The following is a 14625-nucleotide window of genomic DNA, read 5'->3' as shown; positions in this document are numbered from 1 at the left end:
GGTGCGTGGATTAAAGGGTAACATTATTTTTACTAAGGATTTTGGTAAGTACGAGATTTTTAAAGACAGCTATATATTAATTGAAGATGGAAAAGTTAAAGGTATATTTGATAAGCTGCCGGAGGAGTATAACCAGGTTGAAGTGAAGGATTACGGTGATAAACTTATAATTCCAGGGTTGGTGGATATTCATCTTCACGGTCCGCAGTTTCCAAACATAGGATTAGGTCTTGATAAGGAATTAATGCCTTGGCTTGAAACTTATACCTTTCCTGAAGAAAGAAAGTATAGCGATTTAGAATATGCAAAAAAGGTTTACAGAAAGCTGGTTTTAGAACTTTGGAAAAATGGAACCATGAGAAGTGTTATCTTTGCAAGCATCCATCTTGAAGGAACTAAGCTTTTAATGGATGTAATTAATGAAGCTGGCCTTGGAGCTTATGTTGGTAAGGTAAACATGGATAGAAACTGTCCTGATTTTATCTGTGAAGATACTGATAAATCCTTGGAAGATACAGAAAAACTGTTAAAGGACTACGGCAGCAGATATGAAAGGGTTAAGCCAATAATAACTCCAAGATTTGTTCCAACTTGTTCAACAAAGCTGCTTAAAGGCTTAGGGGAGCTCTCAAGGAAATATAAGGTGCCTGTTCAGTCTCATTTAAGTGAAAATAAAGGTGAGATTGAGTTTGTAAAAGAGCTTCATCCTGAGGCAAGAAATTATGCCAGTGTTTATGAAGCAGCTGGACTTTTGGGTGAACAGCCAACAATTATGGCACACTGTGTACTTTTAGAAGAGGAGGAAATTGAACTTCTAAGTAAAAACAAGGTATTTATTGCTCACAGTCCGAATTCAAATTCAAACTTGGCAAGTGGAATTGCACCAATTCGTAAGCTGCTAAAAGCGGGCATTCCTATTGGACTAGCTTCTGATATTTCAGGAGGTCATAGCTTATCTATGTGTAGCGTTATGATAGAAGCAGGACAGGTATCGAATATGAAGTGGTTAGAAAGCGGTAAAACTGAAGCCCCACTAACCACACCTGAATTATTCTATTTAGCAACAAAGGGCAGTGGTGCTTTCTTTGGAAAGGTTGGTTCCTTTGAAGAAGGCTTTGAATTTGATGCATTAGTTATTGACGACAGCGATTTAACGGTTTTAAAGGAAATTTCTCTTGAAGAAAGGCTTCAAAAGTTCATTTACACAGGAAGCTGGGAGAATATTATTGAAAGATATGTAAGTGGTGAATTAATTAAAGAACCCAAAATATAAATAAAGATAAAAGATTAATAATTAATAATTGAAGATAAAAAATGAGAAATGAAAAATGAAGGATTAAGAATTCTTCATTTTTCATTCATACAGTAAAGGCGGGAGAAAAAGGATGGACAGAGATGTAGATAGAAAAATATTAAACGCAGCGCTAGAGGTAGTTTCAAAGGAAAAGATAAGTGGAACACGTATGCATATTATTGCTAAAGAGGCTAATATGAGCCAAGCTAATCTTCATTATCATTTTTCAACGAAGAATGATATTATGGTTGCTCTTTTGGAAAGTATTCAAGAGGAATTTTCAAGGGGACGCGGTAATTATATCGACAGTAAAAGTAAGTCATTAGATGAAAATATAAAAGGATTTTTCGAACAGAAAAAGGATGATATTTTAATCAATAAAAAGATGGAATATGCACAAATTGATTACTGGGTACAAAGCACTGTGAATGAGGAAATGAGAGATATCTTTAAAAAGACTTTTAATATATGGAGAGAAAATATTAAGGAAGTACTTCCAGAAAACAGTGATGAAAATCTTCCTTACATAATGGTTTCACTAATGATTGGAGCTTCCCTTCAATATTTAATTGATGAAGGTAAGTTCTCTTTAGATGATTATTTTAAAGTAGCAGGAGAAATGATGTTGAATCAATGTGAGAAAAAAGAGGCTTTAAAGAAAGTTCAATCATCAGTGAAGTAGAACTAACTCCTTTGAGTGAATATAAGAAGGAGTTTCATATAAATGTTGGAGGTGTGGTATGGGATTAGTAGATTTTTTTCATCCAAAGACTCTTGAAGAAGCTAAGGATTTAGTTAGGAGCCACGAGAAAGTAAAGCTTTTGGCTGGAGGTACAGATTTAGTTTTAAACTTAAGAGGAGGAGATGTGGAGTGCGATTATTTGGTTTCACTGGGGGCCATAGAAGAGTTAAGAACTATAGCTGATCAAGGTGATTATATCAGTATAGGAGCCATGGCTACTTTTACTGATTTATTAAATAGTGAAATTATAAGAAATAATTTTAACTCTTTAATAAATTGCAGCAGCACCATGGGTTCTCCTCAGATTAGAAATTCGGCAACCATTGGGGGAAACATAATTAATGCGGGGTCAGCAGCTGATGCAGTACCTTGCATTATAGGCCTCGATGGTATTCTTGTGCTGGAAAGTTTAGAGGGAATACGAAGAATTCAGTGTGAAGAATACTTTAATAACTTAAGAGGAGAAGGAATTAAGAAGGATGAAATTCTAACTAATGTAATTATACCAAAAACTAAGGCTTCAACAGGCTACTATAAACTTGGAAAAAGAAATTCCCTTGCTATTGCGCGACTTTCAAGTTCTGTGGGTGTACACCTTGAAGGAGGAATAATCAAGGAAATTAAGATTTGTCTTGGAGCTGTAGGAAGATATCCTTTTAGGGTTACGGCTTTAGAGAAGGTGGCAGTTAATAAGCATGTTCACTGGCTCTTTAAGGAAGAGGCATTAAACATTTTAAGTGAGGCCGTTGAAAAAAGCATAGGAGGCCGTAAGACCATGCCTTTTAAAAGGGAGGCTATAAAAGGAGTGTTTAAAGCAGCTTTAAACAATGCCCTTGCTGGCAATGAAGAAAGGCTTCATGCCCATGGAGAAAGGAGTTAGTATATGGTAAAGGTTAGTCTAAATATAAATGATAAGATATATGAGAAAGTCATTGACCCAGAAATGCGGCTTGTAGATTTTATAAGAGATGAAGCAAGGCTTAAGGGAACCAAGGAGGGGTGTGGAGAAGGTGAATGTGGTGCATGCACAGTTATTGTAAATGGAAAGAGCATGAACTCCTGTCTTTTATTAGCGGTTTCAATGGAAGGAAAGGAAATCATAACTATCGAAGGAGTTGCTGCAAAAGAGCTTCACCCGCTTCAGCAGGCATTTATGGAAGTTGGAGCAGTGCAATGTGGTTACTGCACCCCAGGAATGATTCTCAGTGCTAAGGCTTTGTTAGATGAAAATCTTCAGGTTTCAGAGGAAGATATCAGAGAAGCTATTTCAGGTAATCTTTGCAGATGTACAGGTTATGAAAAGATTGTGGAGGGAGTTTTAACAGCTCAGCAGATGCTTCAAAACCAAGATTCACAAGAAATAATATCATTGGAACAGGAAAATTCTGCAGCAAAAATATTGAAATGAAGTAGGGGGAAAGTTATGGAGGCTGTTGGAAAAGGGCTTATAAGACCAGATGTTTATGACAAGGTTTTAGGGAAGGCAGTGTATCCCGATGATATTGAGCTTGAAGGCATGCTGTATGCCGGCATTAAACGTAGCACCATTCCCTATGGAAGAGTAAAAAGTATAAATTTAGAAGAAATTAAAAATATGCCTGGAGTAGAAATGGTTATCGATCACACTATGATTCCAGGAGCAGTTAGTCATGGAGTAATTTTTAAGGACATACCAACTCTTGTAAGTGATTTAATTAAAAGAGTTGGAGATGCTATTATTTTAGTAGTAGCAAAGGATAAAGCTTCTTTAAAAAATGCTTTGAATAAGGTTCAAATTCAGTATGAAGAGCTTGAAGGTATCTTTAATATGGATGACGCATTAAAGGTAGGAGCACCAATACTTGGAGACGGCACCAATATCCTTTATGATTTAAAAATTATAAGAGGGAATGTGGAGGAAGGTTTCAAGGAAGCAAAATATGTGGTAGAGGGCTTATATAACACTCCAATGGTTGAGCATGCATTTCTTCAGCCAGAAGCCTGTGTGGCACAGCTTAATGAAGATGGAGTTATGGAGGTTTATATTGCGACTCAATATCCTCATTATGATAGAGAAGAAGTTGCGAGATGTCTTGGTTTTGAAGAGGACAAAGTGAAAATAAATAATATGGCAATTGGTGGAGCATTTGGAGCAAGAGAGGATATGAACCCTCAATGCCATGCGGCCATAGCTGCTTATTTAACTAAAAGACCTGTAAAGATTCTTTATTCTAGGGAGGAGTCCACAGTTTCCCATAGTAAGAGACATCCGATGAAAATTTATATGAAGACTGGAGTTCGCATCGATGGAACTCTTTGCGCCATGGAAGCTCGAATCTATGGAGACACAGGAGCTTATGCCTCTTGGGGAATGAACGTGCTTAGAAAAGCAGCAGTTCATGCCACAGGACCTTATAGAATTGATAATGTGGATATTAGAAGTATGGCTATTTATACTAATAATCCTTTTGCTGGTGCTATGAGAGGCTTTGGAGCAACTCAAATTCCAATTGCGACCGAGACTCAGATGGATCAGCTGGCTGAGAAGCTTGGGATTCATCCATTAAAATTTAGATACATGAATGCCTTTAAGGTTGGAGATGTAACAGCTACAGGTCAAGAGTTGAAATCCAGTGTTGGAGTAAGACAATGTTTAGAAAAATTGGCTGAAATTGATAAGATTTCTTTGCAGTATGGAGCAATAGAGGATGAAACAGTACAGTATGAAGCAATAAATGAAAGCTCTGATGCTGAAGGAAATACAAAAATTGATTTGGAATTAATGGTGGATGAAATAGAACCCAAAAAAACTATAGATGCAGCAGTTAAGGGAGGGATATAAAATGAAAAAACGTGGAGTTGGATATGCCTCAATATTTTATGGTACAGGTTATGGAAATGGGTTCCCTGATGAATCAAGAGCTTATGCTAATCTTCGAGAAGATGGACACATAGATATATACGTGGAGGTCTCAGATGTAGGTTCAGGTGGAATAAGTGTAATGTGGCAGATTGCAGCAGAAGCTTTGGGCGTTGAAAAGGACTTAGTAAAAGTTATCTTCACTAGCACCCAGGTAACAAAGGACAGTGGAACTGCAGCAGCCAGCAGACAAACTTACAACACAGGTAATGCTGTTTTAGATGCTGCAAGAAATCTAAGGGAAAACATGCACATGGTAGATGAAAAAACTTCAGAAATGAAAATTGATTTTGCAGAAGGAAACCCTCACTGCTGTGATAAAGGAGATATGGAAGAGAGAGACAGTGAAAACAGTAAGAGATTAAAGGAAGAAGATTTAAAATATATTTATAGCAAAATGAAGGATTGCGGGCTTTCCACTAAGGTGGATGGATACTTCAAAGCTGATACCACCACCATAAATATGGAAACAGGCCAAGGAAATCCCTATTGGCCATATACCTTTGGAGCTCAAAGAGTCACTGTAGAGGTAGATGATGAAACAGGAAAGGTAGATGTGTTAGATGTGGTAGCCATCAATGATGCTGGAAAAATCATAAATCCAGTATCAGCAGAAGGCCAGGCAGAAGGTGGAGTTGCAATGGGTATAGGCTATGCATTAATGGAAGAGATAGAAGTGAATAAAGGATCTATTAAAAATAGAAACTTTTCAGATTATATCATTCCAACCAGCAAGGATGTGCCACATATAGAAACACACTTCATTGAAGCTATCGAAGAAACAGGTCCCTATGGAGCAAAAGGTATTGGAGAACCAGTAATGATTCCAACAGCACCGGCCATACTTAATGCCATATATGATGCTGTGGGAATTCGATTTACAAGCATACCTGTAACTTGTGATAGGTTACTATTAGCCATTGCAGAAAAAAATCAGTAAATCTGTATGGAGCATACACTTAAAGTCTCAAATTAAATAGTCATAAATATAAATTAAGTCATAAATATAAATAAAATCACAAATATAAATAGACTTTCTAGATCAATGTTATGGAGTTAGAAGGTCTATTTTTTATACACAAAATTAGTGGTTATGTAAAAAATATGAAGATGTAGAGGGGGGATAACAACTTTATCACTCTATGTGAGTATTTTACAAATAAATGTTGGTGGTGGTGATATTTATCTTAAGTAGGTGGCAATAATTAAGATAAATAAAAGCTTTCAAGGAATTTGTAAGGTAAATTCTAATCTTTGTGAGAAAAGTTAAAAACGAAGTTAATGCCAATCAGAAAAACAAATTTAAATCTGAAGTAAAACTAAAATAAATGTAAAAATAATAGCTAGAGTAAAAATAAGAAAGAAAGACACAAGTTAAAATAAAAGTAAGTCAAAGTAAATTAAAGTAAATCAAAGTGAATTAAAGTAAATCAAAGGTGAAATTGAATTTTATATAAAACGAAGATAATATTAAGAGTTAAACAAAAATAAAGATAAAAGTTAAACAAAGATTAATATCAAAGCAAAAGTAAATAAAAAATAAAAAATAAAATGAAAGTAAGAACAAAGGAAAAGTAAAGGAAAAGCAAAGGTGAAATTATAGTTTAAATAAAGTTCTAATCAGTAGAAAAGAGGTGTGGTAATGTTAAGCAATGAAGAGAAAAATGTGAGTTTGAATGGTGTAGAAAGTTTGGGCTTAAATGACTTATCCAAGGTTTCGGCATGTCCACATTGTAAAAGTGAAGAGTTTATTAAGTATGGAAGGTATAAAAATATTCCTCGCTTTAAGTGTAAGTGCTGCGATCGTACATTTTCTATAAGAACTAATACAATTTGGTATTATTCGAAAAAGCCAACTGAGGTTTGGAAGTGGTTTTGCTTTCTTCAAACGGAGGGAAGGTCATTGCAATTTTGCTCAGATGCTTTAAATATAAGCATAGTAACTGCTTTCTATTGGAGACATAAATTTTTAAATGTTTTAAAGGTCTTAACTGACACTGAGTTATTGTCAAATCATGTATTTATGATCCATCATTTTATAAATGAGAGTTATAAGGGTTCTAAAACTGCACCAACAGAACCAAGGGAAAAGCTTTGGATGATTTTTTCTTATGATTCCAATAATAATATCTTAAATATGCCTTATTCCAGGCGTATTTGGAGTAGGAATAATTTTGAGAAGCTGATTTACTCAAAGTTAGCGCCTAGAACATTTATATCAAGCTTTGGAAATAACTATATTAAAGTGTTTGCTAAAAATAACAATAAAAGATTAAAAATACCAGTGGATGATTTATCTGTAGACAAAGTTAGGGAAATTTTATATTCCTATAAAGCTTTAATGTATAGAACGCATGGTATATCGACTAAGTATTTAAGCAATTATTTGGGTTTAGTTAAAGTTGGATGTATAAGCAAATCCTTTGATTTGAGCTGGATTTTTAAAAGAATTTATGATGATGTTCTTCATGAGCATTACATAAAGTCAAGTAAAATCAAAAGGCTGACTTCATTAGAATTCTAACTTGATATGGAGATTGATATGTAATATTTTTGCTTAAGAAATTAGATGTTAGATTTTTTTGCTTATAAAATTAGATATAAATACTTTGAAGTATTAAAGAAGACATGAGATATTTTATTTATGGAATAAGATGTAAAACATTATGATATGTAAAGTAGATATAAGACATTTTGGCTATAAAGAAGGTATGAAATATTTTTCTATAAGAATAAATTTAAAATATCATGAGTTATATATAGTAGACATAAAATATCATTGGTTATATATAAGCATGGGATGTTATTGGTTACATATAGTAGGTGTGAGATACTTTTAGTCATAAAAGGTTATTAAAATATTTATGGTTTGAATACTAAAAAGTGAAGCAATAAATTGAGATATTATGACTTATGTTATTATGACTTAGATAGATTCCTCTTATATTCGAAGGAGATTTATTTTATCTTTACCAACATTTATTTTAAAAATATCACTATAGGGGTGAAAAGTTTAATTCTACATTAAACCTAAATTATGGATATAAGTTTAAATCACAGTTTTAAATAAGTAAGTATAACTCACTGATTGAAGTTTAATTACTAAATATAATGCAGCTATTAGAATAGAGTACAAGCTATCAGAATTTCTAATAGATTATATTTATTAATTAATATTTCCTATTGGTAATTAAATGGAATAGATGCTATATTAAGCGTGGACTGTAGTGTAGCAAATGAAGAAGCTACAGCAATGATAATCTAAGGGGAAGATATTATGACAGTGAAGAAGATTGTTTTTGTAAGTCATTGTGTTTTAAATACTGCTTCAAAGGTTGAGGTAGTAATAAGCAGGGGCCTTAAAGAGGAGGAGCTTTTACGAAAGAAGTTTTTGTTAAAGGCTATAGAGAAAGATATACATATGATTCAGTTGCCTTGTCCTGAGTTTAATCTTTATGGAGCTAGAAGATGGGGGCACGCAAAGGAGCAGTTTGACAATCCCTTTTACAGAGAGAACTGTAAGAGTATGCTTGAACCGTTTGTTTTGCAGATGAAGGAGTATGTTTGTAATAGCGAAAGGTTTCAAGTGCTAGGAATTATGGGCATAGATGGTAGTCCAAGCTGTGGGGTGAATTTAACCTATTGTGGACAGTGGGGCGGAGAGCTATCGAGCAATCCTAATCTTAGTTCTATGCTTCAGGGAATACATCCTAAGAAGGAAAAGGGGGTTTTTATGGAGGTTTTAGAAGAGTTACTACATAAAAATGAGTTAGATATAGACATGATTAGTTTAAATGATTTTGAAAAACTGTTTTTATAAATAGTTATGGGTCTCTTGATACAGAGATTTAATGGATTTATTACGAATGGAATATAATTTAAATATAGTTAAGGGGAAATTCAAATGAACAATATGAATAAAAAGTTTTCGTCTACACAAATCCTTATTTTTGCAGGTCTTGCAATTGCTCTTAATGTAGTACTGGGTTTTATTACAAGTGCTATTAAGGCACCACTTTATTTAGATACTATTGGAACCGTATTTATGGCCATTTACTTTGGGCCTTGGTATGGTGCAGCTGTCGGAGGAGCGAGTAACTTTATATCTAGTATTTTAACAAATCCTCAAGGAATGCCTTTTATGATAGTAAGTATTGTAATTGGTTTAGTTGTAGGTTTTGTATTTAGAAAGGTTAAGTTTAGTTTTACTTCATCTATTATTATTGGACTTGTTCTTAGTATAGTGGCTCCGTTAATTGGAACTCCAATTGGAGTGTATGTTTATGGAGGATTAACTGGTACAGTTTCTGATATTGCTGTTATGTGGATTAAGGAAAGTGGAGCAAGTATTTTTGCAGCCTCTTTTATAGCTAAGGTGTTTAATAATCTTATAGATAAAATTGGTACTTGTATGATTTTATATTTTGTGATTTCATCATTACCGAGAGCACTTAGACCAGATAATTATGAGCCAATGAAGAAAAAGGGGGCAGTTGAAGCTTAATAATTTAAAGATGATAGTCAAGTCTAGCTTAAGAGTTAGTACTTAGGATTAATTTAAGTTAGAAATTCAGCTGGGAGTTCAAGTTAGGAATTCAAATTAGAAATTCAATTATCAATTTAAGTTAGAAATTAAAGTTAATTTGTGTGAAATGATTAGTTAAGGTATAAAGTATACTGATTTATTAAATAGAGTTATGCACGAGAAGGCTGTCCATGAGGGCAGTCTTTTTATTTTAAAGGATATAAAAAGTTTAGAGAAAATGAAATTTATGGCATGGAATATATGTAAATATAGGAATATAATTAAGATAAGTAATTTTTTGTTAGTCTGCTAGTTAGTTTGTTTGATCGGTGATTGGATCATGGGAGGAGTTTTATGAAGATAAATAATTTCAAATATGGACTTTTATTTGCAGTATTATTAATTGGATTATATTTTGTAACTAGATATGGATTATGTCAGCTTTATACTCCGGAGTGGGGGGCACGCAGGATTTTCGGATTTGTTGCTATGATTATTTTGGTGCCTGCAGTAGTTGGCAGGGTTAAGTTTTCGACTATAGCATTTTTAGGCTATATCCTTGGGCTCGTTGCTGGAGAACTTTTCGGGAGAGTTGATGTGGTGAAACCATACTTTTATAATCACTATGGATGGTTGATTTTAATTTTGATTTTCACCTTTTCCTGTGCAGTGGGATGGTATGTTGAGTATGGAGTGCGAAGAAAAGGTTGATTGAAGTCACAACTATTTTAATTGTAAGAAGCTAATTAAATTGGGTTTTCATGCTTGTTTGCATAATGATAATTCCTCTGATAAGGATGGTAAAAGAAAAAATATAATAAAAGCTAAGAGATAAGAGCTGCTTGTCACTTAGCTTTTGTTTTATGAAATTTTACTTATTTCTTTTTAATAGTAGTTTTATTATAAAGTCTTAGCAATAAATTTCATGTATTGCTAAGCGGCAGTATTTCTCTTTTGTTCTCCAAGGGCAGATAGTTTTAGATTAGTACCTTTTTCTATAGATTTTATAATAGTCATAGAGATTGCCGCATCAACTAGGTGATGAATAAGAGTACCGATAGCTGTAATCCATACAAAGGACATACCAGCAGATGGCGTCAATAGAAGTACAACAAGACCTTCTAAAATTCCGTGAATTGGTGCTGTAAGGGTAACTGCTTTAGTGTAAGATACTTTCTTTAAAATAAGTTTTGCTGCTATATAACCAACGATGATGTGGGAAGCTGCTCTTAAGGCAATTACAGGGTTTCCCATGGAAATCATAAATCCTATGGCAGAACCTATTCCTATTACTATAGCTTCAAAGGGACCAAGGAATATACCAATAAACATTGGTATATGAGAACCTAGAGTTGCAGAAAAAGGTGGTATATAAATTTTAAGTGGTGTATTACCAAAGACCATTGGTATAAGTATTGATAATGCAATAAGTAATGCACTGGCAGTAAGTTTTTTAGTGTTTGTTTTCATCATAAATCTTCCTTTCAGTTACAGGTGTATATACACTAGTATATAGCTCATAGGCGTGGCTGTAAAGCGAAAATTCGAATAATTCAGTTGAAGTTGAGTTTATAGTGAAAGCTTTTCGCTGCTGCTCAGTAGGTTTTTCCTCGTTTATGAGTTTATAATGAATACGTAATGAAAAGTTGGACTTATTCAAATTTAAAATGCAGCCTCAGAAGAAGCTGCATCATTTTATAAAATAGAGATTGTTTGGAATAGGGTTATTATTTTTTAATGGTGAAGATATCTTTGGTGTATTAAAGAGTGATTATAGTTTTAGCCCTTTATTACACGTGGAAAAAACATTGTTAAAGCTGAATATATTTTATTATACTATAGTCCAGTTCCTACGACTCTAATTGAAGCAGAGAATAACAAATCTGATAGTTTAATCGGAAGAGGTGTTGTGAAACCAGGATCATAAGTGTCATTGAAAAGTCCAATAACAAAAGGTCCCGCTGCCTCTGCTTCAGTAACAGTTATTATAGCAAATCCACTCATATGAGTGTTTGTAGAAACTGCAGCACTGAAGTGTGCTAATGCAGAACTATTAGAAGTTCTAATGCTTAAATTAATCTGATTAGCACCTGGAGCATCACCTAAGGATAGCCACCAATCTATCAAATAGGTTCCAGCAGAGGAAATTGTAATATTACCTAAATCGGTAGTAGTATCGATTGATACATTCCCATCGTCAGGAAGAGTTACATAATCGTTAAATGGAATTGGACCAAGTGCTGGAACATCTACTTGATCACCTGCATTTCGAACATATGCCTGAACACCAGTAAGAGTTGGAATATGAACTATAGCAATTTCAGCAGTTACCATACCATTTCCAATAGCTAGCGTAATTGTGTCTCCACTGGTGTTTACTAATTTAAATGTTCCATCTGCAACTGGGCTTATAATCGCAGAACCAGTTACTTGACCAGTCTTGAAGATTGAAGAACCAGGATAGCTTGTACCATCGCTGGCTTGTATTTGAAAATCTACATCTAGAGCAGATCCAGTTTGAGTATTAACAAACCAATACACATAATAATCACCAGCATTCGCAAAGGTGAAGACTCCAGTTGAAGGGTCGTAGTTAATATTGTTGTCTGGATTTAGGTTGATAGCACCAGCATCAAATAGAACAGCTCCGTTATTTGCGATAGTGATTGCATTACCATCAGGATTAGTTTTGATTAACTCAAAGCCTATTGAAGCCATATATTTTTACCTCACTTATTTTTTTATTAATAAATAGATTGAATATAGACTATAAAAATTACAGTCATAATGCATAATATGAATCTATTTTATGGTTGTTACTAAAACTTTGTTACTCAATCTTTATTACTCTTATAGAGGCAGGCATAGATATCGGTGAAAGATAAAGTTTTCCAGCATCATCCTCATGATTGAGTGGTGCAGAAGTATTATAGAGAGCAATATTATAATTTTTATCACTTTCATCAGAGATAACGTTTATTATAGCATGGCCACTAAAAGATCCAGGACTGTTAACAGGACATGATGATGAATATATTATAGAGTTTGATGATTTTAAAGATAAAGTAATTCTATCCATTGCAATACCTCCAGAGTAATCAAGCCACCAATCTATAGTATAACAGCCAGGTTGTTTTATGCTTATTTCACTAGTTTGGTTATTAAGTTCTAATGATTTTGAAGTATTAACTACGTTAAAAGGAATTACTTTACCGGTAGGAATAGATATAGACTGGTTAATTGAAGTGTTATTTACATAGGCCAATAAATAGTTGCTGCACAAATTTCGTGGATTAAGTTTTAGTATTAGACTTGGTTGACATATAGTTCTGCTTGAAGAAAGCTTTAGCCATGAATTCATTGATTTAATAATTATTTGAAACCCAAATTCAAGTGATTCTGGTGTAGTAATTTTAGATATAATATTAGAAACATCACATTCAACACAATTATCATAAGGATTAAAATTCCAGTAATTATTACTTAATAAGGAACCTTTATCGGGACAGGTATTCCAAGTTACTTTATTATAATTATAGTCTGAATTATTTAGGAATATCTTTGTTTGGTTTAGCCAGGGGTTAGAGGCAGTGCCGTTAAAACTTAGTTTTGCACTTATAATTTCATTATTATCAAGGATATGCAATAGGGTCTTTGGAATTTTAAATAGTATTTTCCTTATATCATCACAATCATCTGACATTGCTATTAGATTATTATATTTACTAAAATTAGCATTGGGATAAAGAGAGCAAACACTAGTATCACAAGTTAAGGGTAAATAAATGCTATACAATTGATTATCCTCCTTTAGTGTATTTATAATTTAAAGTGTTAACTTGATATGTATTTATAATATGCAATTAAAATATTAAGTGTTAATTTGAAGTTTTTATGAAAAATTAAGGGCTTGGAGTTATTTTAAATGTAAAAGCACAATCTTTTATGAAATTCAATATTATATTATAGGTACTATTCTTCAACTAAATTCGAATAGTATAGGGAGAGGTATAATTATGGGAACAAAGGTATTTATTGATCCAGGTCATGGAGGAAGTGATCCTGGGTCAGTTGGAAATGGATTAAGAGAATGTGATATAAATTTAGCTGTCAGTAAAAGAGTTCAATATCATCTCCAAAGACAGGGGATTGAGGTAATGATGTCAAGGCAGTCTGATACAATTGTAAGCCTTAATGAAAGAACAAATATGGCTAATAAATGGGGAGCAGATGTTTTAGTTTCAATACATTGTAATAGTGCAACACCTGCAGCTTATGGCGTAGAAACTTATTGCTATCAATTTCAGTATAGAAATCTTGCAGATCTTGTGCATGGTAAGATTTTAGAGGATACAAGCTTATATTATGCCAATAGAGGAGTAAAAGCGGCAGATTTTCATATGTTGAGGGAGTCATATATGAGTGCAGCTTTAGTAGAGATGTCATTTATTTCAAATTATAGAGATGCACAATTATTAGCAAATAAACAGGAGGGTTTTGCAATTGCCATTTCAAAGGGGGTTTTAGCTTACTTTGGAAAGGTATGGACAGATGCTGAAAGCACATTGAAGCCACCAAATAGCGGCAGTTCAGTGGGAGGATCCTCCAGTTCAATAGATGTATATTATAAGGCTTATGCCAATGGTATTTGGTATCCAGAGGTTAAAAATCTTACAGATTATGCTGGAGTTTTTGGCAAGGACATGGAATGCATTATGGCAAGGTTAAGTTCAGGGACAATTGAATATAGGGTTAGTCCTTTAAATTCAAATTATTATCCATGGGTAAGAAATTATACTGACTATGCAGGGCTTCCAGGGTATAATATTGACAGAGTACAGATGAGGCTTATTGGACTTCCTAACAACCAGGTTAAGTACAGAGTACATCTTTTATGGGGAAACTGGCTTCCTTGGGTATTAGGAGAATCAGACTTTGCAGGAATTCAAGGAAAGCTTATTGATGCTATTGAAATTCAGATTATTTAATTGAAGCTTAGGTTATTTAATAGAAAGAACTTTTAATTATATTAAATTAAAGTATATTAAATTAAGTTAGTTTAAAGTTTTGAAGGGCTGGTTGAAGAATAAGCCCTTCTATTTTATTACCCTTTTTATTTTCAGCTTATTTATGTATAATATGTAATAGTAAAGAATATAAAAAGG

General features: G+C 33.5%; 14 protein-coding genes. 11 read left to right on the top strand and 3 right to left on the bottom strand.

Annotated features, from left to right (window positions below; translation table 11 throughout):
* The first annotated feature begins 1 nt into the window (after position 1).
* From guaD to BN1075_RS17305, 10 genes are all read left to right on the top strand, one after another.
* Entirely contained in the window at positions 2-1273 is a 1272-nt protein-coding gene (gene guaD, locus BN1075_RS17350; RefSeq protein ID WP_040194533.1) for a guanine deaminase, read from the top strand.
* Positions 1274-1385: 112 nt separating this feature from the next.
* A complete protein-coding gene (locus BN1075_RS17345; RefSeq protein ID WP_040194532.1) occupies positions 1386-1976 on the top strand; it encodes a TetR/AcrR family transcriptional regulator in 591 nt (196 codons plus the stop codon).
* Between the two features lie 58 nt (positions 1977-2034).
* Positions 2035-2916 carry an FAD binding domain-containing protein gene (locus BN1075_RS17340; RefSeq protein WP_040194530.1) on the top strand — a complete coding sequence of 294 codons (882 nt, stop codon included), beginning with the start codon at positions 2035-2037 and terminating at the stop codon, positions 2914-2916.
* A 3-nt stretch (positions 2917-2919) separates the two neighbouring features.
* Positions 2920-3444 (top strand): (2Fe-2S)-binding protein, encoded by a 525-nt coding sequence (locus BN1075_RS17335; protein ID WP_040194528.1) that lies wholly within the window; start codon positions 2920-2922, stop codon positions 3442-3444.
* A gap of 15 nt (positions 3445-3459) precedes the next feature.
* On the top strand, positions 3460-4857 hold the full coding sequence (locus tag BN1075_RS17330; RefSeq protein WP_081911649.1) for a xanthine dehydrogenase family protein molybdopterin-binding subunit: 1398 nt from the start codon (positions 3460-3462) through the stop codon (positions 4855-4857).
* A gap of 1 nt (position 4858) precedes the next feature.
* The gene (locus tag BN1075_RS17325) at positions 4859-5875 is read left to right on the top strand and encodes a xanthine dehydrogenase family protein molybdopterin-binding subunit (RefSeq protein ID WP_040194527.1); all 1017 of its coding nucleotides are present in this window, start codon (positions 4859-4861) and stop codon (positions 5873-5875) included.
* Positions 5876-6577: 702 nt separating this feature from the next.
* A complete protein-coding gene (locus BN1075_RS17320; RefSeq protein ID WP_040194526.1) occupies positions 6578-7459 on the top strand; it encodes an IS1/IS1595 family N-terminal zinc-binding domain-containing protein in 882 nt (293 codons plus the stop codon).
* 753 nt (positions 7460-8212) lie between these two features.
* Positions 8213-8755, top strand: a complete 543-nt coding sequence (locus BN1075_RS17315) for a CD3072 family TudS-related putative desulfidase (RefSeq protein ID WP_040194524.1) — start codon at positions 8213-8215, stop codon at positions 8753-8755.
* 84 nt (positions 8756-8839) lie between these two features.
* Positions 8840-9439, top strand: a complete 600-nt coding sequence (locus BN1075_RS17310; RefSeq protein ID WP_328286202.1) for a CD3073 family putative ECF transporter S component — start codon at positions 8840-8842, stop codon at positions 9437-9439.
* Positions 9440-9814: 375 nt separating this feature from the next.
* Positions 9815-10171, top strand: a complete 357-nt coding sequence (locus BN1075_RS17305; protein ID WP_040194522.1) for a hypothetical protein — start codon at positions 9815-9817, stop codon at positions 10169-10171.
* Positions 10172-10393: 222 nt separating this feature from the next.
* Here BN1075_RS17305 and BN1075_RS17300 read toward each other — a convergent pair whose 3' ends face one another.
* The 3 genes from BN1075_RS17300 to BN1075_RS17290 all read right to left on the bottom strand — a co-directional run bounded on the left by BN1075_RS17300 (position 10394) and on the right by BN1075_RS17290 (position 13256).
* The gene (locus BN1075_RS17300; protein WP_235777831.1) at positions 10394-10933 is read right to left on the bottom strand and encodes an ECF transporter S component; all 540 of its coding nucleotides are present in this window, start codon (positions 10931-10933) and stop codon (positions 10394-10396) included.
* Between the two features lie 363 nt (positions 10934-11296).
* The gene (locus BN1075_RS20935) at positions 11297-12178 is read right to left on the bottom strand and encodes a hypothetical protein (RefSeq protein ID WP_052406629.1); all 882 of its coding nucleotides are present in this window, start codon (positions 12176-12178) and stop codon (positions 11297-11299) included.
* 112 nt (positions 12179-12290) lie between these two features.
* Positions 12291-13256, bottom strand: coding sequence for a DNRLRE domain-containing protein (locus BN1075_RS17290; RefSeq protein ID WP_040194519.1), 966 nt, complete (start codon positions 13254-13256; stop codon positions 12291-12293).
* Between the two features lie 220 nt (positions 13257-13476).
* On the opposite strand from BN1075_RS17290, the gene BN1075_RS20930 reads away from it, so the two are divergent.
* On the top strand, positions 13477-14448 hold the full coding sequence (locus BN1075_RS20930; protein ID WP_052406628.1) for an N-acetylmuramoyl-L-alanine amidase family protein: 972 nt from the start codon (positions 13477-13479) through the stop codon (positions 14446-14448).
* Positions 14449-14625 lie beyond the last annotated feature (177 nt).

Origin of the sequence: Clostridium culturomicium, assembly GCF_000821305.1 — a bacterium.
In the GTDB taxonomy this organism is placed as follows: Bacteria; Bacillota; Clostridia; order Clostridiales; family Clostridiaceae; genus Clostridium_J; species Clostridium_J culturomicium.
The sequence above is the reverse complement of the archived record's forward strand: the minus strand, read 5'-3'. Positions and strand labels throughout refer to the sequence as shown.